This is a genomic window from Streptosporangium sp. NPDC006007 (assembly GCF_040614315.1).
Classification (GTDB): Bacteria; Actinomycetota; Actinomycetes; order Streptosporangiales; family Streptosporangiaceae; genus Streptosporangium.
Genome location: NZ_JBEXUG010000019.1, coordinates 95,922 through 122,521 on the forward strand (window position 1 = coordinate 95,922; position 26,600 = coordinate 122,521).

Annotated in this window: 22 protein-coding genes; 12 read left to right on the forward strand and 10 right to left on the reverse strand. The window is 72.4% G+C overall.

Annotation, left to right across the window (positions count from 1 at the left end):
• Nucleotides 1-32: 32 nt before the first annotated feature.
• From ABZ194_RS17130 to ABZ194_RS17150, 5 genes are all read left to right on the forward strand, one after another.
• Entirely contained in the window at nt 33-983 is a 951-nt protein-coding gene (locus ABZ194_RS17130; protein ID WP_355597173.1) for an STM4015 family protein, read from the forward strand.
• A gap of 78 nt (nt 984-1,061) precedes the next feature.
• The gene (locus ABZ194_RS17135) at nt 1,062-2,252 is read left to right on the forward strand and encodes an STM4014 family protein (RefSeq protein ID WP_355597175.1); all 1,191 of its coding nucleotides are present in this window, start codon (nt 1,062-1,064) and stop codon (nt 2,250-2,252) included.
• A 14-nt stretch (nt 2,253-2,266) separates the two neighbouring features.
• Nucleotides 2,267-3,073 (forward strand): STM4013/SEN3800 family hydrolase, encoded by an 807-nt coding sequence (locus ABZ194_RS17140; protein ID WP_355597177.1) that lies wholly within the window; start codon nt 2,267-2,269, stop codon nt 3,071-3,073.
• Nucleotides 3,064-4,410 (forward strand): STM4012 family radical SAM protein, encoded by a 1,347-nt coding sequence (locus ABZ194_RS17145; protein WP_355597179.1) that lies wholly within the window; start codon nt 3,064-3,066, stop codon nt 4,408-4,410. The genes ABZ194_RS17140 and ABZ194_RS17145 overlap by 10 nt, the downstream gene beginning before the upstream one ends.
• Nucleotides 4,407-5,360 carry an STM4011 family radical SAM protein gene (locus tag ABZ194_RS17150; protein ID WP_355597181.1) on the forward strand — a complete coding sequence of 318 codons (954 nt, stop codon included), beginning with the start codon at nt 4,407-4,409 and terminating at the stop codon, nt 5,358-5,360. Before ABZ194_RS17145 ends, ABZ194_RS17150 begins: the two co-directional genes overlap by 4 nt.
• On the opposite strand, the gene ABZ194_RS17155 is transcribed toward ABZ194_RS17150, so the two are convergent.
• The 4 genes from ABZ194_RS17155 to ABZ194_RS17170 all read right to left on the reverse strand — a co-directional run bounded on the left by ABZ194_RS17155 (nt 5,336) and on the right by ABZ194_RS17170 (nt 8,467).
• Entirely contained in the window at nt 5,336-6,367 is a 1,032-nt protein-coding gene (locus ABZ194_RS17155; protein WP_355597183.1) for a DUF6745 domain-containing protein, read from the reverse strand. The genes ABZ194_RS17150 and ABZ194_RS17155 overlap by 25 nt on opposite strands.
• Nucleotides 6,368-6,388: 21 nt before the next feature.
• Nucleotides 6,389-6,715 (reverse strand): hypothetical protein, encoded by a 327-nt coding sequence (locus ABZ194_RS17160; protein WP_355597185.1) that lies wholly within the window; start codon nt 6,713-6,715, stop codon nt 6,389-6,391.
• Between the two features lie 273 nt (nt 6,716-6,988).
• Nucleotides 6,989-7,582, reverse strand: coding sequence for a TetR/AcrR family transcriptional regulator (locus ABZ194_RS17165; protein ID WP_355597187.1), 594 nt, complete (start codon nt 7,580-7,582; stop codon nt 6,989-6,991).
• Nucleotides 7,583-7,813: 231 nt separating this feature from the next.
• Nucleotides 7,814-8,467: a biliverdin-producing heme oxygenase gene (locus tag ABZ194_RS17170; protein ID WP_355597189.1), complete on the reverse strand. Its 654-nt coding sequence runs from the start codon at nt 8,465-8,467 to the stop codon at nt 7,814-7,816.
• A gap of 338 nt (nt 8,468-8,805) precedes the next feature.
• On the opposite strand from ABZ194_RS17170, the gene lon reads away from it, so the two are divergent.
• The 7 genes from lon (at nt 8,806) to ABZ194_RS17205 (ending at nt 17,707) form a co-directional block, all read left to right on the forward strand.
• Nucleotides 8,806-11,175, forward strand: a complete 2,370-nt coding sequence (lon, locus tag ABZ194_RS17175; RefSeq protein WP_355597191.1) for an endopeptidase La — start codon at nt 8,806-8,808, stop codon at nt 11,173-11,175.
• 423 nt (nt 11,176-11,598) lie between these two features.
• Nucleotides 11,599-12,561: an ATP-binding cassette domain-containing protein gene (locus ABZ194_RS17180; protein ID WP_355597193.1), complete on the forward strand. Its 963-nt coding sequence runs from the start codon at nt 11,599-11,601 to the stop codon at nt 12,559-12,561.
• Between the two features lie 55 nt (nt 12,562-12,616).
• Nucleotides 12,617-13,273: a methionine ABC transporter permease gene (locus ABZ194_RS17185; RefSeq protein ID WP_355597195.1), complete on the forward strand. Its 657-nt coding sequence runs from the start codon at nt 12,617-12,619 to the stop codon at nt 13,271-13,273.
• Between the two features lie 75 nt (nt 13,274-13,348).
• Complete coding sequence (locus tag ABZ194_RS17190; protein WP_355597197.1) at nt 13,349-14,212, forward strand: MetQ/NlpA family ABC transporter substrate-binding protein; 864 nt, start codon at nt 13,349-13,351, stop codon at nt 14,210-14,212.
• Nucleotides 14,213-14,317: 105 nt separating this feature from the next.
• Nucleotides 14,318-15,853 carry an acyl-CoA synthetase gene (locus ABZ194_RS17195; protein ID WP_355597199.1) on the forward strand — a complete coding sequence of 512 codons (1,536 nt, stop codon included), beginning with the start codon at nt 14,318-14,320 and terminating at the stop codon, nt 15,851-15,853.
• A gap of 119 nt (nt 15,854-15,972) precedes the next feature.
• Complete coding sequence (locus ABZ194_RS17200) at nt 15,973-16,197, forward strand: hypothetical protein (RefSeq protein WP_355597201.1); 225 nt, start codon at nt 15,973-15,975, stop codon at nt 16,195-16,197.
• A 220-nt stretch (nt 16,198-16,417) separates the two neighbouring features.
• Entirely contained in the window at nt 16,418-17,707 is a 1,290-nt protein-coding gene (locus tag ABZ194_RS17205; protein ID WP_355597203.1) for a trypsin-like peptidase domain-containing protein, read from the forward strand.
• A gap of 184 nt (nt 17,708-17,891) precedes the next feature.
• On the opposite strand, the gene cydC is transcribed toward ABZ194_RS17205, so the two are convergent.
• The 6 genes from cydC to ABZ194_RS17235 all read right to left on the reverse strand — a co-directional run bounded on the left by cydC (nt 17,892) and on the right by ABZ194_RS17235 (nt 26,587).
• Entirely contained in the window at nt 17,892-19,562 is a 1,671-nt protein-coding gene (gene cydC, locus ABZ194_RS17210) for a thiol reductant ABC exporter subunit CydC (RefSeq protein WP_355597205.1), read from the reverse strand.
• 5 nt (nt 19,563-19,567) lie between these two features.
• Nucleotides 19,568-21,325: a thiol reductant ABC exporter subunit CydD gene (gene cydD, locus ABZ194_RS17215; protein ID WP_355597208.1), complete on the reverse strand. Its 1,758-nt coding sequence runs from the start codon at nt 21,323-21,325 to the stop codon at nt 19,568-19,570.
• A gap of 7 nt (nt 21,326-21,332) precedes the next feature.
• A complete protein-coding gene (locus tag ABZ194_RS17220; protein ID WP_355597210.1) occupies nt 21,333-21,755 on the reverse strand; it encodes a hypothetical protein in 423 nt (140 codons plus the stop codon).
• On the reverse strand, nt 21,752-22,225 hold the full coding sequence (locus tag ABZ194_RS17225) for a permease prefix domain 1-containing protein (RefSeq protein ID WP_355597212.1): 474 nt from the start codon (nt 22,223-22,225) through the stop codon (nt 21,752-21,754). Before ABZ194_RS17225 ends, ABZ194_RS17220 begins: the two co-directional genes overlap by 4 nt.
• 121 nt (nt 22,226-22,346) lie before the next feature.
• Nucleotides 22,347-23,780 (reverse strand): pentapeptide repeat-containing protein, encoded by a 1,434-nt coding sequence (locus tag ABZ194_RS17230; RefSeq protein WP_355597214.1) that lies wholly within the window; start codon nt 23,778-23,780, stop codon nt 22,347-22,349.
• Nucleotides 23,781-23,917: 137 nt separating this feature from the next.
• Complete coding sequence (locus ABZ194_RS17235) at nt 23,918-26,587, reverse strand: non-ribosomal peptide synthetase (protein ID WP_355597216.1); 2,670 nt, start codon at nt 26,585-26,587, stop codon at nt 23,918-23,920.
• Nucleotides 26,588-26,600: the final 13 nt, after the last annotated feature.

Genomic DNA, 26,600 nt, shown 5'->3' on the forward strand with positions numbered 1-26,600 from the left:
GTCTGTCACGTTTCGCCTGACAGGAGCCCTGGATGGACCACACCGAGTTCAACGACGAGGTCGACGACCTCTACCGCGGAAACTACGCCGGCCTGCCGATCGCGGACCTGAGCTCCGCCGACGTGCGGACACTCGCCGCCGGTGAGGTGGTATGGCAGATCTCGGAGGACGCGTACGACTCGAAGGAGACCTTCGAGGAGCTGTTCGGCCGTTTCCTGGAGACGGTGGCCACCGCCGAGGTCAGGGCGATCAGCATCGGTGGATGGGGCGAGGCCTACGAGAGGAGCTCGGCGGACGTCGTCCGGCTGCTCGTGGAGAACGCCGCCCGGTTCCCGGCGCTCCGGCTGCTCTTCTTCGGGGAGATGTCGTCGGAGGAGTGCGAGATCTCCTGGATCCAGCAGAGTGACGTCACCCCGTTGCTGGAGGCGTTCCCGCTGCTGGAGCGGCTGGACGTCAGGGGAGGGACCGGGCTGGAGCTGCGCCCGGTCAGGCACGCCAACCTGCGGATGCTCCGGGTCGAGACGGGTGGGCTGCCCGCCTCGGTGGTCCGGGGTGTCGCCGAGAGCGAGTTCCCCGCGCTGAGGTACCTGGAGCTGTGGCTGGGCGTCTCGGGGTACGGCGGGGACGCCACGGTGGCGGACCTGGCGCCGATCCTGTCGGGGGAGAGGCTGCCCGCGCTGCGGCACCTGGGGTTGCAGGACAGCGAGATCCAGGACGAGATCGCGGCGGCGGTGGCGTCGGCTCCGGTGGTGGCGCGGCTGGAGTCGCTGGCCCTGTCGATGGGCGTCCTCACCGACGAGGGTGCCGAGGCGCTGCTGTCCGGCCAGCCGCTGACCCACCTCAGGCGCCTCGACCTGCACCACCACTTCATGAGCGACGCGATGACGAGCCGCGTCGAGACGGCCCTCGCGGGCGTCGAGGTCGACGTCTCGGAGCAGGAGGAATCGGACGGCGAGTGGCGTTACGTCGCGGTGGCCGAGTAGCCTCGCCGATCCGCCCCGGCCGACCCGCGCACGAGTCTCCCCAACGCGCCACGTCGCGATCAGTGAACAGGTTCTTTCATGATCCATGAGCGTATGACGTCCCTCGCCGGGCGTGCTGCCGCAATCCCACCACAGGACCCGGCGTTACGCGGAGGTGCCGGAGCGACCGCGCTGACGGTCGTCGGCACGCCCGGGGAACGGCGGGTGACCATGTTCGCCGAGGCCTGCCTCCGCCACGGCCTGCGCGAACCCGAGGTCGTGCCGTGGACCTCCGTGCTCGAAGGTGCGGAGATCCGGCTGGAGCCGGGGACGCTCGTGCGGATCGAGTCGCCCGGAGGTGACGCCGCGGCCGACGCGCTGCTGCGAGGTCCGGGCGAGCCCTCCCGGGTCGGCGGCGGGGCCGCCTGGTACGCCGCCTTCACGACCGCCGTGGCGCGCGTCCGCGAGGCCGTCGAGCGGACGCCGGGAGCGGTGCTGCTCGCCGACGTCGGCGAGATCGCGGTGATGTTCGACAAGAGGCTGTGCCACGCGAGGCTGTCGGAGGCGGGAGTGCCGGTGCCGCCCGCCCTGCCCGGGCCGATCGGCGGCTACGCCGAGCTCCGCGAGCGGATGGGCGAGGCGGGATGGGGCCGGGTGTTCGTCAAACCCGCCCACGGTTCCTCGGCCTCGGGGGTCGTCGCCCTGCAGGCGTCCGGAGAGCGGGTGAAGGCGGTGACGTCGGCGGAGCCGGCCGCCGGTGGGCTGTACAACTCGCTGCGGGTGCGTTCCTACGAGGACGAGGCCGACGTGGCGGCGATCGTCGACCTGCTGGCCGATGACGGGCTCCACGTGGAGCGGTGGTTCCCCAAGGCGGGGCTCGGCGGGCGGACGATCGACCTGCGGGTGGTCGTCGTCGACGGCGCGCCGACGCACGCGGTGGTCCGCGCGAGCCGCACGCCCATGACCAACCTGCACCTCGGCGGGGAACGCGGTGATCTCGACGCGGTCAGGCGGCGGCTCGGCCCGCGCGGCTGGGAGCGGGTTCTGAAGACATGCTCGGGGGTGGCGGCGTGTTTTCCCGGGAGCCTGTCGGCCGGGGTCGATCTGATGATCGGTGTCGGCTGGCGGAACGTCGCGGTGGCCGAGGTCAACGCCTTCGGCGACCTGCTGCCCGGCCTGAACGGGATGCCGGGCGGTGGCGCGGAGGGGCTGGACGCCTACGACGCCCAGGTCAGGGCCGTCCTCGCCCGCCGTACGGCGAAGGCCGGGGCGGGGGCGGGGGCGGGGTGAGACTCGTGCGGGACATGAACGACATCGTGGGCGGCCACGACCTGCTGCTGGTGACGCTGGACACGCTCCGCTACGACGTGGCCGATGAGCTGATCGGCGCGGGGAGGCTGCCCACCCTGGCCAGGGCGCTCCCCGGCGGGCGGTGGGAACGGCGGCACAGCCCCGGGAGCTTCACCTACGCCGCGCACGCCGCGATCCTGGCGGGCTTCCTGCCCACTCCGGCCACGCCGGGGCCGCATCCCCGGCTGTTCGCGGCGGCGTTCCCCGGCAGCGAGACGACGGCTGGGACCACATGGGCGTTCGACGCCCCCGACCTGCCCGGCGGGCTGGCGGGGGCGGGCTACCATACCGTCTGCGTCGGGGGAGTGGGGTTCTTCAACAAGCTCACCCCGCTCGGTTCCGCGCTGCCGGGACTGTTCGCCGAGAGCCACTGGGATCCGGCGTTCGGGGTGACCTCGCCGACCTCGTTCGAGGCGCAGATCGCGTGCGCCGAGCGGGCGGTGGCGGGGGCGGACGGCCCGGTGTTCCTGTTCGTCAACGTGTCGGCGCTGCACCAGCCGAACTGGTTCCACCTGCCGGGCGCCACCGCCGGGCACGGTGACGACAGGCGGAGCCACGCCGCCGCGCTGGAGTACGTGGACCGGCACATCGGCCGGCTCTTCGCGCTGATGAGCGCCCGGCGGCCGGGGTTCGCGATCGTCTGTTCCGATCACGGAACCGCCTACGGTGAAGACGGATACACCGGTCATCGGATCGGCCACGAGGTCGTCTGGACCGTGCCCTACGGAGAGTTCACGATGGAGCGGGGAGAATGGCGTTGACGCCGGGTTCCGACCGGATTTCGAGTGGTTCGATCGACGCGGGACCGTACCAGGGATACGTCTACGCCTATCCGCACAAGACGGCCTACCGGCCACTGGATCCGCGCCCGTCGCTGCGGGAGGTGTGGGAAAAGGAGCCGTCCGGCAGTCTCTTCCTCTACCTGCACATCCCGTTCTGCGAGATGCGCTGCGGGTTCTGCAACCTGTTCACCCGGACCGGCGCCCCCGAGGAACTCGTCGCCGCCTACCTGGACGCCCTGGAGCGTCAGGCGAACGCCGTACGGGACGCGCTGGACGACCCCCGGTTCGTCACCGCGGCGATCGGCGGCGGCACGCCGACCTACCTGAGCGCGGCCGAGCTCACCCGGATGTTCGACCTCACCGAGCGGATCATGGGCGCCGACCTGCGGGCCGTGCCGCTGTCGGTGGAGACCTCGCCCGCGACCGCGACGGCCGACCGGCTCGCCGTCCTGGCGGAGCGGGGCACGACCCGGATCTCGATCGGTGTGCAGAGCTTCGTCGACGCCGAGGCGCGCGCGGCGGTCCGGCCGCAGAGGCGGCAGGAGGTCGAGGCGGCGCTCGGCCGGATCAGGGAGACCGGCTTCGAGGCGCTCAACATCGACCTGATCTACGGGATCGACGGGCAGACCGAGCGGTCCTGGCGTCACTCGCTGGACGCGGCGCTCGGCTGGGAGCCGGAGGAGATCTACCTCTACCCGCTGTACGTCCGCCCGCTCACCGGTCTGGGCCGTCGCGCGCGCAACTGGGACGACCACCGGCTCGGCCTCTACCGGCAGGGGCGCGACCGGCTGCTCGCCGCCGGATACGAGCAGGTCTCGATGCGGATGTTCCGGCTGCCGGGATCCTCCGGCGCGACCGAGTACCGCTGCCAGAGCGACGGCATGGTCGGCCTCGGCTGCGGAGCCCGGTCCTACACCTCCGATCTTCACTACTCCTACGAGTACGCCGTGGGCGCGGGCCGGGTACGCGCGATCATCGACGACTACGTACGGCTCGCGCCGGAGGAGTTCGCGGTCGCCAACGTGGGGTTCCGCCTGGAGGACGGGGAGCGCCGCCGCCGCCATCTGATCCAGTCGCTGCTGCAGGCCGAGGGGCTGGACACGGCCGCCTACCGCGAGCGCTTCGGCGCCGAGGCGGCGGCCGACTTCGGCGGGGAACTGGAGCGCCTGGCGGCCCGGGGCTGGCTGGAGACCGTGCGGGCCGGTGAGACCCGCCTCCGGCTCACCCCCGAGGGGCTCGCCCACTCCGACGCGATCGGCCCGGCGCTGTTCTCCGGCGGGGTCCGCGAGCTGATGGCGGGATACGAGGACAGATGAGCGAGCGCGCGAGGGTTCACCTCCCCGTCCTCCAGGGACTCGGGGGAGAGGACCGTGCCGGAGGCCACCTGACGATCCTGTATCGGGGGCCGCTGTCGAGCTGCGACTACGACTGTCCCTACTGCCCGTTCGCCAAGCGCCGCGACAGCCGCGAGGGGCTGCGGCGGGACCGGGCGGCGCTGGAGCGCTTCACCGGGTGGGTGGCGGAGCGGAAGCACCCGATCTCGATACTGTTCACGCCCTGGGGCGAGGGGCTGGTCCGGTCCTGGTACCGGCGGGCGATGGTCGAACTCAGCCGTCTCCCGCACGTCCGCCGGGTCGCCATCCAGACCAACTTCAGCTGCCGCCCCGGCTGGCTGGCCGAGGCCGACCTGGACACGCTCGCCCTCTGGGTGACCTACCACCCCGGCCAGGTCGACTACGAGCGCTTCCTGGACAGGTGCCGTGACCTGGTCACCCGCGGGGTCCGATTCAGCGTCGGCGTCGTCGGGCTGCCCGAGCACCTGGACCGGGCCCGGCGCCTGCGGGCCGACCTGCCCGCCGAGGTGTATCTGTGGGTGAACGCCGCCGAGGGGCACCTGTACACCGACGACGAGGCCGCCCACTGGACCGAGATCGACCGGCTCTTCCCCTACAGCCGCACCCCGCACCGCAGCTCCGGGCAGCCCTGCCGTACGGGGGACACCGTCATCTCGGTGGACGGCGAGGGCACCGTACGGCGCTGCCACTTCGTCCCGGCCGTCCTCGGCAACCTCTACGACGGGACGTTCCGCCCGGAGGCCAGGGCCTGCCCGGCGGCCCTGTGCGACTGTCACATCGGCTATGTCCACCTGGAGCGGACCGGCCTCTACGACGTCTTCGCCGACGGGATCCTGGAGCGTATCCCCCGTGTGAACCCGGTCCCGGGCGACGGATCCGGCGGACCTCAGGTCTCCCGGGCTGGGCGGTAGTCGGTCTCGGACAGGTTGAAGGTCCAGGCCACGCCCTCCCGGGCGGTGCTGATGGACGGCGGGACGCGCAGCCAGTACTTACGGAAGGTGCCGTCGGGCTCGGCGGTGGAGTTGACCACCTCGACCATGACGACCGGCTCGTCCTCGGGCAGCTCGATCCGCCAGAGGACGCCCGTCTCGTCCTGGTGCAGCGGGGTCGCGCCGGACTCGGCGAGATAGCGGTCGTAGCCGAAGTGCTCCAGCATGACCCGGCGCAGCTCCGCGTTCTCCTCGGCGCGGATGCGCTGCGGGGTCAGCGTCGCCATGGAGGCGGCGAAATCGGCAGGGACGGGCATGCCGCCCCAGGCGTGCACCGCGAAGCCGTCGGGGAACAGCAGCGCCGGGCCGTCGGCGCGGTGCAGGCGCGACAGGTCGTCGAGATGCAGTTCGGAGGGACGCTCGCAGACGACGGCCACCCGTTCGAAGGGCCACCACCAGCCCGCCGACCGGGCGACCTGGACCAGCCCCTCCACCTCCGGCCTGTCCAGCGCGTCGAACAGCGACAGCCACGGCGCGTCCTGCTGGCCCAGCACGGCGTCCAGGGTGGAGGCGCGCAGCGCGGCCGCGAGCGTCTCCGACTCCTCCGTCGCGGCGATGCCCCGGCGGATCTGGGTGATCAGCCTGTTCGCCGGATCCCAGAGCCGCCCACCGGTCAGTGACCAGGCCAGTGACCAGGTCGTGATGCCGAGCGAGGCGTGCGCGTCGGCCCTCGCCCGCTCCCACGGCCCGGTCCGCACCGCGTCGCGCACCGGTCTTTCGGCGCCGAGCGCGGCGACGGCCCTCGCGCCCTCGGCGGGGGAGCCGACCCAGATGATCTTCTCGGGCTCGGCCAGCCCGGCGATCCGGTAGGCCAGCCGTACTCCCGCCTCCGCGCCGGGACGGTCGGCGGGGCCGGTCTGGAAGGCCACCCGCTCCCAGCGGAGGGCGGCGGCGGTCAGGACGTCGGCCAGCTCTGTGGTGACGGTCAACTTCGCGGGTCTCCTCGAAAGTCAGTCGGCGACGACGCGGAAGGCGCCGGGGATGTATTCGCGCTGGCGCTGCACGCGGTACCAGCCCTTGGGCAGGGAGATCGCGGCGTGTTCCTCGTGGACGACGCGCCCGCCGGCGGGGACGTGGAGGAAGTCGGGGTCCATCGGGCGCAGGCCGCGGACCAGAGTGCCCGAGCCGACCACCGCGTGGGCGTGGCCGGTGGCCTCGCCCAGGGCCAGCACCAGGCGGCCGTGGGCGTCACGCGGTACGGACGGCGAGGTCAGCGCCGAGGCGGGCACGGCCTCCTCGCGGACGGGCACGATCAGGATGTCTCCCTGGCGGTACATCTCGTATGCTCCTCGAATCGGGGGTGATCGAAAGCTATCGGCCGCCGCCGACATTTTTTCCTCCCGGCGGACCGTTCCTCCCGGCGGACCGGGACCGGGCGATCACCGCGCCGCGCGTCCGGTTCGCCCTCTTCCGTTGAGGTTCATCGTTGACGGCCTTGCGCCCCGGCGGGTGAGATCCCGCCCGCCGGACATGGGGCGAGCCCGGCACCCCACGGTGACGCCGGTCCCTCGTGGTGACGCCGGTGATCCGGGAGGCCCGTGTGGGGCGGTTCAGGCGCCCAGCCCGCGCAGGACGAACCCGCAGACGATCGTCTCGGCCTCCTCGGGCGTCACCGTGCCGCTGAGCAGCGGCACCCGTTCGGCGCCGATGACGGCGAGGATGATCCGGGCGGTGGCGGTCACATCGGGAGCCTGGAAGTCGCCCGAGGCCACGCCGCTGTCGATGATGCCGGTCAGGATGCGCTGCATCGGCGCGACGTGGTCGGCCAGCCGCTGGTAGGCGTCGGGGCCCAGGGCCGCCGACAGGTCGGCGGGGCCGGGATGGGGGTGGGCGAGCAGCCCGGCCAGCTGGAGCCTGACGAACACCCGCAGTCGCTCGACGGGGGAGGCCTGCCCGTGCAGCTCACGCTCGTAGCTCTCGATGAAGTAGTGGGTCACCCGCTCGGTGAAGGCCAGCAGCAGCGCGGCCTTGTCGGGGAAGTAGTTGTAGAGAACGGTCCGGGTGATCCCGGCCTCAAGCGCCACGTCCGTCATCGAGATGGTGTCGATGCCCTGGTCGCGCGAGAGGCGCGAGACGGCCTGCAGGATCCGGTCCTGGGTCTGGGCGCGGTGCTCGCCGATGGTCGCGGCCGAAATCCGGGGCATGCTCCCATGGTCGCACAGTGCCGGTGGTGCGGCCGGGCCGTTCCCGCCGGGGTTTCGGGGACGGCACTCCGGGGTTTCCGGGGCCGTCCTCCTGCCCCGCCGCCCGGCCTCGCGCCGCGTCCGCGCTCTCCGGTGCCGTGCCCCGCGGCGCCGCGTCCCGGGTGTGAAACGCTCCGGTGCGGCATGCCGTACCGGAGCGTTCGCCGTGCGTGCGGCAGGTCGGGCAGTGGGTCAGGCGACGAGCTCGGCCCGCGCCACCCGGCCGAGGTCGGCGAGGACCTCGGTGTTGAGCTGGTAGGCGAGTCTGGTCTCGCCGATGATCCGCTGCTTCTCCGCCTCGTCCACCGGGAGCGCGTCGAGGCGGGCGCGGTAGTCGTTCTTGAAGCGGGGCAGGCTGCCGACCTCGTCGAAGAGGTAGAAGTCGACGCCGCCGCCCGGCTGGTAGCCGTAGATCTTCTGCAGCTCCATCCGGATGAACTGCCCGCCGGACAGGTCGCCCATGTAGCGGGTGTAGTGGTGGGCGATGTGGCCGCCCGGCCAGTCGGCGACCTGCTCGATCCTGGCGACCAGCGTCCTGGTCGGCCTGGACGGCTCGATCCTGGACCTCCAGTCGGCGCCGTAGATCGTCTCCAGGTCACGGATCAGCGCCTCCTCGCGGTAGAGCACGGGGAAGACGAACGGCCCGGCGACGGGGTCGTCGGCGAGCGCGCGGGAGGCGTTGTCGAGGGCGACGTAGGCGAAGTAGTGCTGGGCCACCAGCTCGCCGTAGGCCTCGCGGCTGAGCCGGCCCGCCATCAGGGCTTTGAGGTAGCCCTCGTCCTCGGCGGACTCGTGGTCGCTCCAGGTGGCGTTTCTGAGTACTTCGGAGAAGGGCGACTCGCTCATGATCACTCCGCGTCAGAAGGGCTTTTCATGACACAGTGTCACAAAGAGCGGGAACCCTCGTCAAGTCGATGACGACACCTTGTCATTAAAACATCCCGGCAGGGGCGACCGGCCGGCGGTGTCGTCGACGGCCCGGCGCGACCCGGGAGGCGCCCGCGTGATCGGAGGCCGGAGGGGGCCGTGCCGGTGGCCCGGAGGTCGGGCCGAGGTGACCCGATACGCCCTCCCATGGAGAAAAATTACACCATTACCATCGCTCACAGCGAACACGCTCAATGTCGGGAACAATCCTGCGCTCCCATTAATTGAGCCTGTATAACTCAACCCCTGGAGTGCAGATGAGTGAGAGTTCGGTCCTCCCGGTCCTGCCGCTCGACGACGAGGTCGTGCTCCCGGGCATGGTCGTCCCGCTGGACCTGTCCGAGAACGAGGTCCGGGCCGCGATCGACGCGGCTCGGGCACTCGCCGAGAACAAGCCGGAGGTGCTGCTCGTCCCCCGCATCGACGGCAGGTACGGTTCCGTGGGGGTCAAGGCCGTGGTCGAGCAGGTCGGCAGGCTGCCGGGTGGCGAGCCCGCGGCCGTGGTGCGCGGCGTCGGCCGGGTCCGGGTGGGTGCGGGCACGACGGGTCCCGGCGCGGCCCTGTGGGTCCAGGCCACCCTGATCGACACCGTCAAGGTGGGCCCCCGCGCCGAGGAACTGGCCAAGGAGTACAAGGCGCTGGCCACCACCATCCTGCAGAAGCGGGGCGCCTGGCAGGTCGTCGACGCGGTCAACCAGATGAACGACCCGTCGGTCCTCGCCGACAACTCCGGCTACGCCCCCTGGCTGACCACCCGGCGCAAGGTCGAGATTCTGCAGACCGCCGACCCCGCCGACCGGCTTTCGATGCTGGTCGAGTGGTCGCGCGAGCACCTGGCCGAGCTCGACGTGGCCGAGACGATCCGCAAGGACGTCCAGGAGGGCATGGAGAGGCAGCAGCGCGAGTTCCTGCTCCGCCGGCAGCTCGCCGCGGTCCGCAAGGAGCTGGCCGAGCTCAACGGTTCCTCCCCGGAGACCGAGGAGGAGGACTACCGGGCCCGCGTCGAGGCGGCCGACCTGCCGGGCAAGGTGCGCGAGGCCGCGCTCAAGGAGGTCGACAAGCTGGAGCGGACCTCCGAGCAGTCTCCCGAGACCGGCTGGATCCGCACCTGGCTCGACACCGTCCTCGACATTCCGTGGAACGAGCGGACCGAGGACTCCTACGACATCACCGCGGCCCGCGCCGTCCTGGACGCCGACCACACCGGACTCGACGACGTCAAGGACCGCGTCATCGAATATCTCGCCGTCCGCGGGCGCAGGGCCGAGAGGGGGCTCGGCGTGGTCGGCGGCCGGCGCAGCGGCGCCGTGCTGGCGCTGGCGGGCCCTCCCGGAGTCGGCAAGACCTCCCTCGGTGAGTCCGTCGCCCGCGCGATGGGCCGCAGGTTCGTCCGCGTCGCCCTCGGCGGCGTCCGCGACGAGGCCGAGATCCGCGGTCACCGCCGCACCTACGTCGGCGCCCAGTCGGGGCGGATCGTCCGCGCGATCCGCGAGGCCGGCTCGATGAACCCGGTCGTGCTGCTGGACGAGGTGGACAAGGTGGGCTCCGACTACCGGGGCGACCCGACCGCCGCGCTGCTGGAGGTGCTCGACCCGGCGCAGAACCACACCTTCCGGGACCACTACCTGGAGGTCGAGCTCGACCTCAGCGACGTGCTGTTCCTGGCGACCGCCAACGTGCTGGAGGCCATCCCCGGCCCGCTGCTGGACCGCATGGAGGTCGTGACACTCGACGGCTACACCGAGGACGAGAAGGTGGCGATCGCCCGCGACCACCTGCTCCCGCGCCAGCTCGACAAGGCCGGCCTCACCGCCGAGGACGTCACCGTCACCGAGGACGCCCTGCGCAGGCTGGCCGGCGAGTACACCCGGGAGGCCGGTGTCCGGTCCCTGGAGCGCTCGATCGCCAGGATCCTGCGCAAGGTGACCGCCAACGTCGCGCTCGGCGAGGCCGGACTGCCCGTGACGGTGGGGGACCTGGTTCCCTACCTGGGCCGTCCGCGCCACGTGCCGGAGTCCTCGCTCCCGGAGTCCCGCCAGCGTACGGCGGTGCCGGGTGTGGCGACCGGTCTCGCGGTCACCGGGGCGGGCGGCGACGTCCTCTACGTCGAGGCGTCCCTGGCCGATCCGGAGACCGGTGACACCGGTTTGACCCTGACCGGCCAGCTCGGCGACGTCATGAAGGAGTCGGCCAGGATCGCCCTGTCCTACCTGCGCTCGCGGGGCGCGGAGCTGGAGCTGCCGGTGGCCTCCCTGAAGGACCGCTCGGTGCACGTCCACTTCCCCGCGGGGGCGGTGCCCAAGGACGGCCCGTCGGCCGGGGTCACCCTGACCGCGGCCCTGGCCTCGCTGCTGTCGGGCCGTCCGGTCAGGGGCGACGTGGCCATGACCGGCGAGGTCTCCCTCACCGGCCGGGTGCTTCCGATCGGCGGGGTCAAGCAGAAGCTGCTGGCCGCCCACCGGGCGGGCATCACCACCGTGCTGATCCCGGCCCGCAACGAGCCCGACCTGGACGACGTCCCCGAGGCCGTCCGTGACGAGCTCACCGTTCACGTGGTGAGCGACGTGCGCGAGGTCCTGGAGATCGCGCTCACTCCGGCCACGGCCGCCGAGCCCGCCGCGGCCTGACCCGTCCCCGGAGGCTCCGGCCTCCGGGGACGACTCAGATTTCTCCGAGCTTTCCCTCTTTTCCCCCGTATGTGACTGGTATCACATGAAATATCGGGAATTAAGGTAAGCGAGCCGCACGTTGAGGCAGACGTGAACGTGGCACATCCTCTCGGCACGACCCCGCAGGGCCGGGTCGTGTGTCGTGGCGGGTGTATGCGCATGTGTGAGATGCCGGGCGTACGAGCCACGGGCTGTACGCACTCCACGCGCTGAACTCCGCCGCCACCCGTTCTCCTCTCCGAAGGCCCCGAAACCATGACCTGCCCCGCGGACGACCTCGTCCTGCGCCGCCTGAGCCACCTCCCCTTCGACCCCGGCACGCGCTAGCCGTTCCCCGGCCACGAGTCCTTTTTGGTGATCCGTCCACGGTGGGGAACAGCTGTGATTGATGTGTCAGGCCTGCGGAAGGTCTATCGAGACCGGAACCGCGAGGTGGTCGCCGTCGAACGCGTCGACCTCCACGTCCGGCGGGGGGAGGTCTTCGGCGTGCTCGGGCAGAGCGGTGCCGGCAAGAGCACGCTGCTGCGCTGCGTGAACCTCCTCGAACGCCCCACGGAGGGCACCGTCACGGTGGCCGGCCGTGAGCTGACCGCGCTGGGAGAGGCCGAGCTGCGCGGAGCCCGGCAGCGGATCGGGATGATCCACCAGCACTTCGCCCTGCTCTCCTCCCGGACGGTCGCCGGCAACGTGGCGTTCCCGCTGGAGGTCATGGGGATCGGCAGGGCCGAACGCGCCAGGCGAGTCGCCGAGCTACTGGAGCTGGTCGGATTGGCCGACAAGGCCCGCGTGCACCCGGCGCGACTGTCCGGCGGGCAGAAGCAGCGGGTCGGCATCGCCCGCGCGCTGGCCGGCGACCCCTCGGTGCTGCTGTCCGACGAGGCCACCTCGGCTCTGGACCCCGGCACCACGCAGTCGATCCTCTCCCTGCTCAAACGCCTCAACCGTGAGCTGGGCCTGACCATCCTGCTGATCACCCACGAGATGAACGTGGTCAAGACGATCTGCGACTCGGTCGCCATCATGCGCGACGGCCTGATCGAGGAGTCCGGCACCATCCCCGAGCTGATCGCCAGACCGGGGTCCCGGCTCGCCTCGGAGCTGTTCCCCCTCCCCGCGCCCGACCCGGGAAACGTCACGATCACCTTCACCGGCCAGGCCGACGAGCCCGTCGTGTCGCAGGTGGTCCGCGAGTTCGACGTGGACGTCAACATCCTCGGCGGGGCACTGGAGGAGGTGGCGGGCGTCTCCGCCGGGCGGCTGCGGCTGCGCCTCACCGGCGAAGGCCGCGCCGCCGCCCTGGCCTACCTGGCCGGGCGCGGGCTGCTGGTGGAGGAGGCCCGGTGAACGGGCCGGCGAAAACACCCCGGACCCGGCCCGTACGACGCCCGGAGGAGATCTCATGACCTGGGACGAGATGGTTCCGCTGCTGTGGGAGGCGACCGGGCGGACCGTCCTGATGGTCGCCTGGTCCACCCTGTTCACCGTGCTGCTCGGGCTGCCGCTCGGCATCGCGCTGGTCGTCACCGACCGAGGCGGCCTGCTCCCCTCCTGGACGCTGAACCGGGTGCTCGGGCTGATCGTCAACATCGGCCGGTCGCTCCCGTTCATCATCTTGATGATCGCGGTGATGCCGCTGACCCGGATGATCGTGGGTACCACCATCGGCACCGCGGCCACCGTGGTCCCGCTGACCCTCGGCGCCGCGCCGTTCTTCGCCCGGCTGGTGGAGACCGCGCTGCGCGAGGTCGGCCAGGACAGGGTCCAGGCGGCCCGGGCCATGGGCGCGGGCCGTACGACGGTCGTCGGCAAGGTCCTGCTGCCCGAGGCGATGCCAGGCCTGGTCGCCGGGCTCACCGTGACGGTGGTCGCGCTGATCGCCTACTCGGCGATGGCCGGGGCGATCGGCGGCGGCGGCCTCGGTGACCTGGCCATCCGCTACGGCTACCAGCGTTACGAGACCGAGCTCATGGTGTTCACCATCGTCGTGCTGTTCGCCGTCGTCCAGCTCGTGCAGGTGCTCGGCGACACCGTCGCCCGGCGTCTCGCCCGCCACTGACCCCTTTTCCGTCTCCCTCCCCAGGGGCCGCCACGAGCGCGGCCCCGGTTTCCCAATCCCAAAAAGGAGCGCGTCATGCGCACGTCACTCGGAATCGCGTCCGCCGCCGCCGCACTGGTCGTGGCGCTGACCGCCTGCGGTTCGGCCGAGACCACCGCCACCACCGGCGCGGACACCGGCGCCGCGGGCAAGGGCTCCGCCACGGAGGTGCTCAAGGTCGGCGCCAGCCCCGTCCCGCACGCGCAGATCCTGACGTTCGTCAAGGACAGGCTCGCCGCCAAGGAGGGTCTCAACCTGGAGATCGTCGAGTTCACCGACTACGTCCAGCCGAACGTACAGCTCGACGAGGGCCGGCTCGGCGCCAACTTCTTCCAGCACAAGCCCTACCTGGACGACTTCAACGCCTCCAAGGGCACCAGGCTGAGCTTCCTGCGGCCGGTCCACCTGGAGCCGCTCGGGCTCTACTCCAAGAAGATCACCGACCTCGGAGGGCTGGCGCGGAACGCCACCGTGGCCCTGCCGAACGACGCCACCAACCTGGGCCGGGCCCTGAGGCTGCTGGCCGACAACGGTCTGGTCACCCTCAAGGAGGGCGTGGGCACCGCGGCCACCGAGCGCGACGTGACCGCCAACCCCAAGGGGCTCAGGTTCCAGCCGCTGGAGGCCGCGCAGCTGCCCCGCTCGCTGGAGGACGTGGACGCCGCCGTCATCAACGGCAACTACGCGCTGGAGGCCGGCCTCAAGCCCGCGGAGAACGCGCTGGTGCTGGAGAAGGCCGAGGGCAACCCCTACGCCAACGGCCTGGTGGCGGCGACCGGACACGAGCAGGACCCGCGGGTGGCCAAGCTCGCCAAGCTGCTCGCCGGCCCCGAGGTGAGGCAGTTCATCGAGCGGACCTACCAGGGCGCGGTCATCCCCGCGGCCGTCCCCGCCGCCTGAGGCCGATTCCGGAGGGACCCCGGGAAGCCGTGGCGGCGCACCATCGGAGCCACGGCTCCCACCCTTCCTTCTCACCGAACATCAAGCCGAGTAATGTTCGGCCTCATGCATCCGGGAGCCATCGCAGCAGTCTCACCTGACAGGCCCGCTGTGGTCATGGCGGGTTCCGGGCGGGTCGTCACCTACCGGGAGCTGGACGAGGAGTCCAACCGGCTCGCCCACCTGTTCCGCGCCGCCGGGCTCCGGCCGGGCGACCACATCGCCCTCATGCTGGAGAACCACCCGCTGTTCCTGGTGATCACCTGGGCCGCGCACCGGTCCGGCCTGTACTACACCGCGATCGGCTCGCAGCTGACGACCGGTGAGCTCGCCTACATCCTGGACGACTGCGACGCGCGGATCTTCATCTCCTCGGCCGGGCTGGCGGACGTGGCGACCTCGGTCACCGCGGTGACGCCGAAGGTCGAGCTCAGGCTCATGCTGGACGGCGTCGCCCCGGGGTTCGGCTCCTACGAGGAGGCGGTGGCGGGCCGGCCGGTCACCCCCGTGGCGGACGAGTGCCAGGGCGCGGACATGCTCTACTCCTCCGGCACGACCGGACGGCCCAAAGGCGTCAAGCCGCCCCTGTCCGGGGAGGCGCTGGAGCGGCAGGGAGGGCTGCTGCGGCTCATCCGGTTCCTGTTCAGGCCGTCGGCCGACAGCGTCTACCTCTCCCCGGCACCGCTCTACCACGCGGCCCCGCTGCGCTACTGCATGAACTTCCAGCGGCTGGGCGCGACGGTCGTGGTGATGGAGGGATTCGACCCCGAAGAGGCGCTCGCTCTGATCGAGAGACACGGCGTCACGCACTCACAGTGGGTGCCGACCATGTTCATCAGACTGCTCAGGCTGCCCGAGCGGACCAGGGCACGCCACGACCTGTCGTCACTGGTGTGCGCCATCCACGCCGCGGCACCCTGCCCGATCCCGGTCAAGGAGCGGATGATCGAGTGGTGGGGCCCGATCGTCCACGAGTACTACGCGGGGACCGAGGGGAACGGGCTCCTCCACGTCGACTCGGCGGAGTGGCTCGAACACCGGGGCACCGTCGGCCGATCGCTGCTCGGCACGGTCCACGTCTGCGACGAGCAGGGCGAGGAGTTGCCGCCCCGCGAGCACGGCACCGTCTACTTCTCCGGCGGCCCCTCCTTCGTCTACCACGGCGACGAGGAGAGGACGCGGGCCGCCCAGGACCCGCGGGGCCGGGGCTGGACCACCCTCGGCGACGTCGGCTACCTCGACGAGGAGGGCTTCCTCTACCTCACCGACCGCCGCTCGTACACGATCATCTCCGGAGGGGTGAACGTCTACCCGCAGGAGGCCGAGAACGTCCTGGCGGTCCACCCGAAGGTGACGGACGCGGCGGTCTTCGGCGTCCCCGACGAGGAGATGGGAGAGCAGGTCAAAGCGGTCGTCCAGCCGGTCTCCATGGAGCTGGCGGGCCCGGCGCTGGAGGCCGAGTTGATCGAGTACTGCCGTTCCCGGCTCGCCGCCTACAAGTGCCCGAAGTCGGTTGACTTCCGCCCCGACCTCCCCCGTCACGCCACTGGAAAGCTCTACAAGCGGCTCCTGCGCGAGGAGTACCGTCCGGCCACCCCCTGACCCCGGCGCTTCCCGCCGGGGTGGGGCCGTCCGCGCGACTGGGTATGGCCTCCGGGGGAACGACCGCAGTGGGGCGGAGCCACGCCCCGGGGGGAAACGACTACAGCGCGGGGGCCGCCATGACCACCTACACCCTGTCGATCGTCGAGAAGGACGCCGGGGAGACGACCGGCACGGACCTCTTCTCGCCGGACTGCCCGATCACCCTCAGCCAGCTGGGACCGTACATCCTGCTCTGGCTGACGGAACACGGCTACGAGGAGCCGGGCAGACGGGTCGTGGTGACCCCGGCCGGGCAGTCGCCGGGCGGCCCCGTCATCGCCTCCCAGGACGTGGACCTCTGACCCGCGGCCCGGCCGCGGGGGAGGAGGACGGGCGTGCCGGTTTCCGAGCCGGCGGACCGGGGCTGACCACGGTTGATAAAGCCCCCGTCAGGGGATCGGGCGCACATCGATCATCCTCTTAAGCTGCTCTTATACGCCTTCGGGCATCGTCTTGGTGTACCGGAAGCACCGGTCGCCGCTCCGGCAGTCCACGGGCGGATGTAGGACGTTGGGGGAAGACATGGACCCGAACAAGAATGAGCAGGACGGCACCCCGGCTGAGGCGACCCGTGGAAGCGAAGGCTGGAGCCAGTTCGGCAGGGTGCCGCCGCGTGCCGGCGGCTACGCCACAGGCGACCCCGTCGGGTCGCAGCCGACGCTGACACATCCGGTGCCGGAACCGTCCGCGGTGCCGGTCCGGCACGGCCTGAGCGCCCGGCAGAAGCTGGGCGTGGGCCTGGCGATGGCCGCGATGGCCGTCGGCGGTGGAGTGGCGGGGGCCTTCACGGCGACCGCGTTCGGCGGTGGCGGCGCGGTGGTCTCCTCGGAGGGCCCGATCGCCAGCCCCGTCGGTAACCTGACCACGGTGGCCGACGTCGCCAGGGCCGTCCAGCCCTCGGTGGTGTCCATCCAGATCAAGACCCCCAACGGAGGCGGCGAGGGGTCGGGTGTGCTGCTGTCGGCGGACGGCCTGATCCTGACCAACAACCACGTGGTGGAGGCCGGTGGGCAGGGCGGTCAGGTGACCGTCAAGTTCAGCGACGGCAAGACGGCCGTCGCGAAGGTGGTCGGCACCGACCCGGCCACCGACCTGGCGGTCATCCGGGCGAGCGACGTCTCCGGGCTCACCAAGGCCACGATCGGCGACAGCGACAGGCTCAAGGTGGGAGACTCCGTGCTCGCCATCGGCAGCCCGCTCGGCCTGTCGGGCTCGGTCACCGCCGGGATCGTCAGCGCGCTGAACCGCACTCTGACCGTCGGCGGCCAGCAGCGGCAGCAGTTGCCCCCCGGCTGGGGCGGGGGCATGCCGCAGGGCGGCAGCGCGCCCACCACCATCGGCGGGGCCATCCAGACCGACGCGGCGATCAACCCGGGCAACTCGGGCGGCGCCCTGGTCAACGCCTCGGGAGAGGTGATCGGCATCAACAGCGCCATCGCCACCAACGGCGGTGAGGGCAACATCGGGGTCGGCTTCGCCATCCCCATCAACACCGCCAAGCAGGTCGCCAAGCAGCTCATCGAGACGGGCAAGGTCACCCACGCCTTCCTGGGGGTGAACCTCGCCGACGCCACCGGCGACGCGGGCGGCGCCCTGGTCAGCCAGGTCACCGAGGGCAGCCCCGCGGCCCAGGCGGGCATCAGGCAGGGCGACCTGATCACCAGGATCAACGACACCCGGGTGGACGACGGCGCCACCGTGGTCGGCGCGATCCGCGGCTTCAAGCCGGGAGAGAAGGTCACCCTCGTCTACGTCCGCGACGGTCAGTCCCAGACGGTCACCGTGACCCTCGCCGAGAAGGTCGGCCAGTAGTCCCGCGAGCCCGGACACGCCGCCGGCGGTCGCCACGGCCGGCGACGTGTCCGTCTCCCCGGCCCGAAGGACATCTCGAAGAGGAGAGACCCTTCCGGGCCGTGGGCGGGGAACGCCCCCGCGACGGCGGGAGCCGGTCACCCCGGACGCGGGGGCGGCGTGACCGGCCCCCGCCCGTCGGCTCTCAGCGGCCGGCGGTCAGGGCCTCCGAGCGCCACAGGTCGCGGTAGTAGCCCGGGACGCGCACCAGCTCCCGGTGGGCGCCCCGCTGCACCACCGCGCCGTTCTCCAGGACGACGATCTCGTCCACCTTCTCCAGGCCACGCAGACGGTGTGTGACCAGCAGCGTCGTGTGCCCGTGGGTCGCGTCCAGCAGGTCCGCCATGAGAGCGTCCGCGGTCTCCTCGTCCAGGGACTCGGCGGGCTCGTCCAGCAGCAGCACCGGAGGGTCGTTCAGCAGCGCCCGCGCCAGGGCCAGCCGCTGCAACTGCCCTCCGGACACCGTCCGCCCGTCCTCACCGAGGACCGTGTCCCAGCCGATCCGCGCCACCCACCGTTCCAGCCTGGCCCGCCGTACGGCCTCCGCCAGCTCCTCCTCGTCCGCCTCCGGCCCGGCGAGCCGCAGATTGTCCCGGAGCGACGCCTGGAACACGTACGGGTCCTGGGTGAGCCCCGTCATCATCCGCCGGGTGTCGTCCGAGGACAGCTCCCCGATCTCCACCCCGTTCAGCCGGATCGTTCCAGACTCCGGTTCCACCAGGCGCATCAGCGCCGACAGCAGAGTGCTCTTGCCCGCGCCGCTGGGACCGACCAGGGCGACGCGCCGGCCGGGGGTGAGGGTCAGGCTGACGCCGTCGAGCGCCGCGGGACGGCCCGGGCCGTGCCGGACCACCAGGTTGTCGATCTCGACGGTCGGCGGCCCCCCGGGCAGGGGGGAGGGGGCGGTGGGCTCGGTCACGGCGGGCGGGGTGGCGCGGACCTCCCGCAGGCGGCGGAGGGCGGTGAGCACCCCGGTCAGCCGCTCTCCGGCCGCGGCCATCGGCAGCACCGGCTCGAACGACACCAGCGCGGTCAGCGCGAGCACCGTCGTGGCGACCCGGCCCGCCCCGGAGCCCGAGGCGACCAGCACGATCGCCAGCACCGTCAGCCCCTGGGTGAGCGCGCCCAGCCCGGTGGCCGTCGCGTTCGCCCGCGCCTGGCGGCGTTCCAGCGCCGCCAGCCGGGCGTCGGCCTCGGCGCAGGCCGCCAGTGCCCGGCCGCCGGCCCCGTAGGCCGCCAGGTCGGCGGCGCCGTGCACCAGGTCCGCGACCCTGGCCGCCTGGTCCGCCCGAGCGGGCGCGATCCGCGCCGACCAGCGCCGGGCGGCGGCCGCGGTCCCCGCGGGGATCAGCACCCCGGCCACCACCAGCCCGGCCAGCAGCACCAGCGCCGCCGCGGGCAGCAGGAACAGCCCGAGCACGACCGCGGCCACCCCGGTCACCAGGGCCGCGGCCGCCGGCAGCAGGCAGCGCACCAGCAGGTCCTGTACCGCCTCGGTGTCGTCCACCATCCGGCTGAGCAGGTCGGCCCCCCGATGGTTCAGCGGCCCGGCGGGGATGAGCGCCCGGTACAGCCGCTCCCTGGTCGTCGCCTGGGCTCGCAGGGCGACGTCGTGCCCGGCCAGGCGTTCGCCGTATCGCAGGACGCCCTTGCTCGTGGCGAAGGCCCTGACCCCGACGATCGCCACGCTCAGGGCGGCCAGCTCCGGCTGTTCGGCGGCCCTGGTGATCAGCCACGCCGCCGACCCGATCAGGCCGAGCCCGGCCAGCTCGGCGGCGGCCCCCGCCGCCGCGGCCAGGGCCAGCCGTCCTCTCATGCTCCTCACCGGGACCCTCCGATCAGCGCGGCGGGCATCACGCGGCCGTCGGTTATCCGGATCACCCGGTCGGCCAGGTCGATCATCGCGGGCCGGTGGGCCACGATCACGGCGGTACGCCCCTCGGCGAGGTGACGGGTCGCGGTCACGATCACGCCCTCGCTCCGGCCGTCGAGCCGGGCGGTCGGCTCGTCGAGAAGCAGCAGGTCGGCCGAGGGGCGGCAGAAGGCGCGGGCGAGCGCGACCCGCTGCCGCTGGCCGGCCGACAGGTTCGCCCCGCGCTCGCCGAGCACCGTCTCGTAGCCGTCCGGCAGTCCCGTGACGAACTCGTCGGCGTGCGAGGCCCGTGCCGCGGCCCGCACCTCGTCGACCGTCGCGCCGGGGGAGCCGAGGCGGATGTTGTCGGCCACCGAGGTGGCGAACAGGTGTGGCCGCTGCGGCACGAACGCCAGCCGCTCGCGCCAGGCGGTGCCGGCGACGAGCTCGACGCCGTCGATCAGGACCCGCCCCGCGACGGGGGTGACGAAGCCGAGCAGCAGGTGGAGCAGGGTGCTCTTGCCCGCGCCGCTCTCGCCGACCAGCGCGACCCGCTCACCGGGCGAGATCACCAGCGAGACGTCCTCCAGCGCCGCCTCCGACCGGCCGGGATAGCGCACGGTGACGTTCTCCAGCCGGATCTCCGGCGCGCGGCCCCGTGGTTCCCCGTCCTGTGCCGGGCGTCCCGTCCTCCTGTCCGATACGGCCTTCCCGGCCGGTACGGTCTCCCCGTTCGGCATGGTCCTCGCGCCCGGTACGGTCCCCTCGTTTGGCACGGTCCTTCCAGCCGGCGCGGTCTCCTCGTCCAGTACGGCGAAGGTCTCGTCGGCCGCGGCGACCCCCTCCATCGCCGCGTGGAACTTGTTGCCCACGTTGCGCAGCGGCAGGTACGCCTCCGGCGCGAGCAGCAGCACCAGTAGCGCGGTGGACGGTACCAGCGAACCGGACAACAGCCGCAGACCCACCGGCACGGCGACCAGCGCCAGGGACAGCGACGCTGCCAGCTCCAGCACCAGCGACGACAGGAAGGCCACCCGCAGCGTGCGCATCGTGGCGCTCCGGTGGGCGTCGGCCACCTTGCGGATCACCTCGGCCTGGTATCGCGCCCGGCCGAAGGCGCGCAGCGTGGGCAGGCCCCGGATCACGTCCAGGAAGTGCCCGCCGAGCCGCGACAGGGCCCGCCACTGCCGCTCGGTGACCGCCTTGGTGTGCATGCCGACCAGCGCCCCGAAGATCGGGATGAGCGGCAGCGTGACGAGCACGATCACCGCGCTGGCCAGGTCGGCGGCGAACAGCCGGACGAGCACCGCGATCGGCACCACGGCCGCCACGGCCGCCGCGGGAAGGTACCCCGACAGATAGGGGTCGAGCGCGTCCAGGCCCCGCCCGGCCAGCGTCACCAGCTCTCCGGAGCGACGCGAGGCCGGCCTGGCCGGGCCGAGCTCCTGCAGCCGTGACAGCAGCCGGCGGCGGAGCGCCGACTTCACCCTGGTACTGGTGTGCCCGGCCGCCACGCCCTGCACCAGACCGAGCGCGGCCCGGACGGCGACGACCAACGCCAGGAGAGCCAGCGCCGAGGTCGCGAACCGTCCGGACAGCACCCCGGCCAGCACTTCCGCCTGCACCAGGACGAGCAGCCCGGCCAGGACCGCGGCGGCCAGGCAGAGCGCCAGGTGGCGGCGGACGGCCCGCTCGCCCAACGCCAGCCGTACAAGATCCTTGTGCATGCGAACCTTAGAAGAACGACGAGACTCGATCAGCGGCACGCCGGGGACCGAACGTGCGCCACACCCATACTTGCGCACCCACCATGACCGGCGTTAACGGCATGATTATGAGACTGAGCACATTCAGCGTCCCGGTGGGCGCGGCGTACTCCAGCAGCCCCGGGCCGAGTACGGCCAGCGGCACCGCGACCGGCGTGGCCGCGGCGCACGCGGAGACCAGAAGCGCCCTCCCGCTCCGGCTCGCGCCGGTCATCTGCCCGGGGAGCCGCCAGGAGGCGAAGGTCCAGCCGTGGAAGGCGAACGCCGCCGCGACCACCACCCCGCAGGCCAGGCCGGGCAGGCCGACCGGCGGCCCCGACAGGCCGCCGGCGATCGCGGCCAGGGCCATGCCCCAGCTCAGCGCCAGGCCGTACGAGCCGGCGCAGATCACCCGGTCCCAGGCCGCCGGATCCTGCGCAACCCTCGCCCCAGCACGAGCAGCGCGACCCCGCCGATCACGCCGACGAGCATCTGCAGGATGTCCAGGCCGCGGGCGACCGGCACGAACCAGCCGGGCCAGGCCGCGTGGGCCGCCGGACCGGTGGGGAAGACCCGCCAGATCAGGCTCCACAGCAGCGTGGTCAACGGCACGCTGACGAACAGCAGGGCGGCCGGCCTGCGCCCCGCCGGGACCGACAGCGTCTCCTGGTAGTCCGGCGCGACCTCGCCGATCGAGCCGAACCCCTCGACCGCGGCCCGCTCGGCCCCGGCCCGGTCCAGCCCGCCGTGCTCCAGCGCCTCGGCGGCGTCGAGCAGGCTGTCGCGGGCCTCGGCCACCAGATCGATCTTCGGGCCTCTGGGGCCCCTGAGGACGCGGCGGAGCCCGGTCACGTAGTCGTCGATGACCCCGGCGTCCGTCATGCCCGCCTCCCGCTCCGTGGCCCCCCGCGAGCCTCTCGCCGCACATTGTCACAGCCGAGGCGGATCGGCACATCGGGGATCGACCCTGAGAGGACCCCGAGCCGGCCGGGAACGACCCGGGTCAGGGCAGGAACTGGGTCGGAGGCGAGGACGCCCGGGGCGGAGCGGGGCGGCGTGCGGCGTGCGAGGCCGAGCCCATCAGCAGGCCGCCCGCCGCGATCGCCGCGATCGCGGCGACCAGCGTGAACCATCCCACAGCCCGGCCCATCCGCAGGCCGTAGCCGCTGAGGATCCAGTGGAGCGACAGCAGCCAGCGGCCGGACGAGCGGCTGGTGACACGGCGCATCTCCATCGCCCCGAAGGCGAAGTCGGCGGCGGTGTCCTTGTCGTCCACCCCGGTGCGGAGCCGGGAGTAGAGCACGGCGAGCCGATGCGCGGTCGGCGGCTCCGCCTCGGAGCGGGACCAGCCGCGCCAGGCGTGCTCGTCGGCCAGGGTGCGCCGCCGGGTCCACCACCGCAGCGGTGGCCAGCGCAGCGCGAACCGCACGCCGCGCGGGGTGGTGGCGAACGCGCACCGGGTCAGCCGGAGCCGCTCGGGGGTGCGGATCCCGGTGAACCGGCAGGTGCGGAGATCGACGTTGCGCAGCTCCAGGGCCTCGGCCTCCACCTCGCGCAGCGAGCTCACCCTGGAGGTGCCCCGTCCGTCGACCGTGGCCGGGCCGCGCAGCGTCGCCCCCTCAAGGTCGGCGTCCGCGCCGTCGAGCCGTACGGCCAGCCGCCCGGTCACCCGCATCCGCCGCAGGTCCACCGGGCAGTCCCGGGCGATCAGGTCGAGGCCGTTGCCCGCCCACGCCCCGGTGAGGCTGAGACGGCGGCCGACCGCGGTGGGGGCCAGGCAGCCACCCGCCCAGAACCGGGCCGCCTCGAAGCCGGCCAGCCTGCCGAACTCCACCTTCCGCAGCGACACCGCCCGGCCGAACCGGCACCCCCGGAAGGTCGCGTCACCGTCGAAGCGGGTGCCGTCGAAGGTGGCGAAATCATGGAGGTCCGCTCCTTCGAAGGAGGCGGTCCTGCCGAACCTGGCCGCGCTGAACAGCGCGTCCCTGCCCACGGACATCCGGTCGAAGGCCGCGTGCCCGGCGACCGTGATGCCGTGCAGTGACAGCTCCCTGGCGAACCTGACCTCGCGGAAGGAGACGTTTCCCGCGAATCGCGCCCCGACGAACGAGGCGAGCCGCCGGAAACCGGCCTGGTCGAAGGAGACGTCCCCGGTGAACACGACGTCGCCGAACCTGGCCTCCTCGGGGAAGGCCGCGAGGTCGAACCTGGCCCGGCCCAGGCGGCGGTGTGTGGCGGTCAGGACTCGCTCCAGCAGATCCCTGCCCACGGTGGTGCCCCGCAGGTCGACCGCGGCGCCGGGGGAGAGGCCGCGGATGACCTCGTCGAGCTCGTGGTGGTCGAGATGGGCCAGGCAGCGCCCGTAGGGGAGCCGTGCCGATCCGGCGCATTCGGGGGAGGCGGCGCAGGTGACCCAGCCCACGTCCAGACTTCTCATGAGTCAGTGATACCCCAGACGAAGGGGAAAACGAGCTCCAGGTCACGGCAAGCTATAAATGATGCCTTTTGGTCGACATGAAGTGCCAAGATTCTCCAATTTAACCTTCTATGCACTTTTAAGTAAGTATGGGCAGATCAATCCGGCTCTACGCTCCCGGTCGTGTGCGCCGGGCCGCCACCCTGGCGCCGGGAACGTGCTCGGCGGGCTCGGGCTGCCCGCGCGCGGCGGGCGCGGTCGGCCCCATCGCCGGCCGGAGCGGCTCCGGGCGGCCCGGTGGAACCGGCCCGAACCAGTTCGGCCTGTGTTTCCACGGTGGTGCACCGGTAGAGGTCGAGGGGAGAGGGCCGTACCCCGGTGTGGCCCTCCAGCGCCTCCTGTAGCCGGAAGATCATCAGTGAGTGCCCCCCCACTTCGAAGAAGTTGACCGACGTGGGGACCTCGGAGATCTGCAGGACCTCCGCCCACGCGGCGGCGACCTGGGCGACAGAGGTGCCGGACGCCGGGCTGTTCCGCTCGCTCCGCCGAGCCATCTGATCCTGTGCCTTCGCGCGCTCAGCGAGCGCCGCCCGGTCCACCTTGCCGTTGGCGGTGACAGGAAAGGTGTCCATGACTCGCAGCCGCGCGGGGATCGCCACCTCGGGCAGTCTCCTGGCCAGCCGCTCGCGGGTAAGAAGTGAGTCCATGTCGTGGTCGGCCAGGACGAACCCGATCAGCCGGGTCCGCTCGGTGTCCAGGACGACCACGGCCTCCCGGATGCCCGGGCAGGCGCGCAGTGCCGCCTCGACAGCACCGAGCTCCACTCGGTGGCCACGGATCTTGACCTGGCTGTCGCGCCGCCCCAGGAACTCCAGTGTGCCCGCCTCCGTCCAGCGCACCAGATCACCTGTGAGGTACATCCGTGCTCCGTCCCCGGCGAACGGGTCCTGGAGGAACGCGCGCCGGGTGGCGTCCGGACGCCCGAAGTAGCCGCGGGAGACCCCGGCGCCGCCGATACACAGCTCGCCGGTGACACCTGGCGGCACCAGCCGCCGCGCGTCATCGAGCACATAGAGCCGGGCACCGGGTACAGGACCGCCGATGTCCACCGGGCCGGAAGCGGCGCAGCGCCGGTAGCTCGCCCATATCGTCGTCTCGGTCGGCCCGTACTCGTTGACGAGGGCGGTGTCGCCGAGCGCGGCGGTGTGCCGTAGGAGCAGGGCCTCGGGGAGGACCTCACCGGCCACGATCACGGTGGTCAGCGACCGCAGCCGGTGCAGCCCGTCCCGTTCACCGGCCGCGAGGATCATGGCGTACAGGGAGGGCACACACAGCAGGTGCGTCACCTCGTGCCGCTCGACGAGCCGGACCAGCCGCTCGGGGTCACGGAACTCGTCCTGACCGGCGATGATCAGCCGTCCGCCCGCGGTGAGTGTGCCCCACAGACCGGCGGCCGAGGAGTCGAACGCGAGGGGGGACAGCAGGAGGAAGACCGGTTCGCCGGGGTAGACCTGGCGGCGCGCCAGAGTGGAGGCGGCCAGCTGGCCGTGCTCGACCAGCACGCCCTTGGGCGTGCCGGTGCTCCCCGAGGTGTAGACGAGATACGCGGCGTCCTCGGGCCCGGCGGTCACCGTGGGACGGACCGCGCCGGTGCCGGTGCCCGCCGCTCCATCGGTGCCACCGGTCCGGACGGCCGGTTCGTCGGCCTGGACGATGGGCAGACTCAGGCCGGCCAGGCGCTGGTCGACCCGGCCGGTGACCACCACGGCCGCGACCCGCGCGTCGGCGAATATCGAGGCTATCCGCTCATCGGGGCCGGCCGGGTCGATGGGGACGTAGGCGGCCCCGGCCCTTACCGTGCCGAGGACGGCGGCCACGGCGGCGGCGGAACGTTCGGCCAGGATGCCGACCCGGTCGCCGCGTCCGACGCCGGCCGCGATGAGACGAGAGGTGATCCGGGCCGCCCACGCGTCAAGCCCGCCCCGGCTCACCTGCTCCTCGCCGCACGCCACGGCGAGGCGGCCGGGGTCCTTGGCCGCGGCTTCCGCGACGAGGGTGTGGACCGGTACCTGGTCTTCGGACGGCAGTGCCGAGCCGAGTCCGAGGGCGAGCAGCTCACCGGTCTGGGCGTCGTCGAGCAGCGACAGCCCGCCGACGGGTGCCTCCGGTGTCCCGGTCAGGGCGGCCAGCGCGGTCCGCAGGTGGCCCAGGAACCGGCGCAGTTGCGTCCTGGTGTAGTGGCCGGCGGGGAAGGTCGCGACCAGCTCGGCGGCGTCGTCGCCGGCGCTCGCCCGGAAGGCGATGCGCACGACGTTCCCGGACGACGACGCCGGTGCCGTCGCATCGGTGTCGTGGCTGAACTCCAGCAGGACGGCCGGGGCGTCGCCCGGCCGGTCCGCCGGAGCGGTGTGGTGCGACAAGGAGTGTTCCAGCGAACCGTGGGTGGCGGACAGAAGCCCGGCGCCGGACTGGTCGTCTCGTACCGTGAGCAGAACCGGCATCCCGGCCTCCCCGTTTGAGGCTGAGCCGACAACCAGCCGGAGCCTGGCGGTGTAACGGGTCACGGTCACCGCCAGAGCGGCGAGGCCGACTGTCAGAGGGGTGACCCCGTGCTCGCGGGCCGTACGGCCGATCGCCGTGCGAAGAGAGGCGTTCACCGTCAGCCTCACCGTGGCCCTCCGCCCGCCCGGGGCGGGGCCGCCTCCACCGAGGCCGAGCGGGCGCTCGGAGAGGGCGGCACGGATCTCCTCGCTCCACTTCCGGGCCGCTTCTTTCCGGTCGGTGGCCCGTACGGAGGGGTCGGGGATGCCGGAGGACGGCGATGACATCGGAGCTCTTTCT

Excerpts from the sequence above, each read along its gene's own strand:
- ABZ194_RS17225 (WP_355597212.1), bottom strand. The coding sequence starts at position 22,225 with ATGACGGACGCCGGGGTCATCGACGACTACGTGACCGGGCTCCGCCGC.
- cydD (WP_355597208.1), bottom strand. The coding sequence starts at position 21,325 with ATGCACAAGGATCTTGTACGGCTGGCGTTGGGCGAGCGGGCCGTCCGC.
- ABZ194_RS17135 (WP_355597175.1), top strand. The coding sequence starts at position 1,062 with ATGATCCATGAGCGTATGACGTCCCTCGCCGGGCGTGCTGCCGCAATC.
- ABZ194_RS17130 (WP_355597173.1), top strand. The coding sequence starts at position 33 with ATGGACCACACCGAGTTCAACGACGAGGTCGACGACCTCTACCGCGGA.
- ABZ194_RS17150 (WP_355597181.1), top strand. The coding sequence starts at position 4,407 with ATGAGCGAGCGCGCGAGGGTTCACCTCCCCGTCCTCCAGGGACTCGGG.
- ABZ194_RS17230 (WP_355597214.1), bottom strand. The coding sequence starts at position 23,780 with ATGAGAAGTCTGGACGTGGGCTGGGTCACCTGCGCCGCCTCCCCCGAA.
- ABZ194_RS17190 (WP_355597197.1), top strand. The coding sequence starts at position 13,349 with ATGCGCACGTCACTCGGAATCGCGTCCGCCGCCGCCGCACTGGTCGTG.
- cydC (WP_355597205.1), bottom strand. The coding sequence starts at position 19,562 with ATGAGAGGACGGCTGGCCCTGGCCGCGGCGGCGGGGGCCGCCGCCGAG.
- ABZ194_RS17195 (WP_355597199.1), top strand. The coding sequence starts at position 14,318 with ATGCATCCGGGAGCCATCGCAGCAGTCTCACCTGACAGGCCCGCTGTG.
- ABZ194_RS17185 (WP_355597195.1), top strand. The coding sequence starts at position 12,617 with ATGACCTGGGACGAGATGGTTCCGCTGCTGTGGGAGGCGACCGGGCGG.
- ABZ194_RS17170 (WP_355597189.1), bottom strand. The coding sequence starts at position 8,467 with ATGAGCGAGTCGCCCTTCTCCGAAGTACTCAGAAACGCCACCTGGAGC.
- ABZ194_RS17145 (WP_355597179.1), top strand. The coding sequence starts at position 3,064 with ATGGCGTTGACGCCGGGTTCCGACCGGATTTCGAGTGGTTCGATCGAC.
- ABZ194_RS17235 (WP_355597216.1), bottom strand. The coding sequence starts at position 26,587 with ATGTCATCGCCGTCCTCCGGCATCCCCGACCCCTCCGTACGGGCCACC.
- ABZ194_RS17205 (WP_355597203.1), top strand. The coding sequence starts at position 16,418 with ATGGACCCGAACAAGAATGAGCAGGACGGCACCCCGGCTGAGGCGACC.
- ABZ194_RS17160 (WP_355597185.1), bottom strand. The coding sequence starts at position 6,715 with ATGTACCGCCAGGGAGACATCCTGATCGTGCCCGTCCGCGAGGAGGCC.
- ABZ194_RS17165 (WP_355597187.1), bottom strand. The coding sequence starts at position 7,582 with ATGCCCCGGATTTCGGCCGCGACCATCGGCGAGCACCGCGCCCAGACC.
- ABZ194_RS17200 (WP_355597201.1), top strand. The coding sequence starts at position 15,973 with ATGACCACCTACACCCTGTCGATCGTCGAGAAGGACGCCGGGGAGACG.
- lon (WP_355597191.1), top strand. The coding sequence starts at position 8,806 with ATGAGTGAGAGTTCGGTCCTCCCGGTCCTGCCGCTCGACGACGAGGTC.
- ABZ194_RS17140 (WP_355597177.1), top strand. The coding sequence starts at position 2,267 with ATGAACGACATCGTGGGCGGCCACGACCTGCTGCTGGTGACGCTGGAC.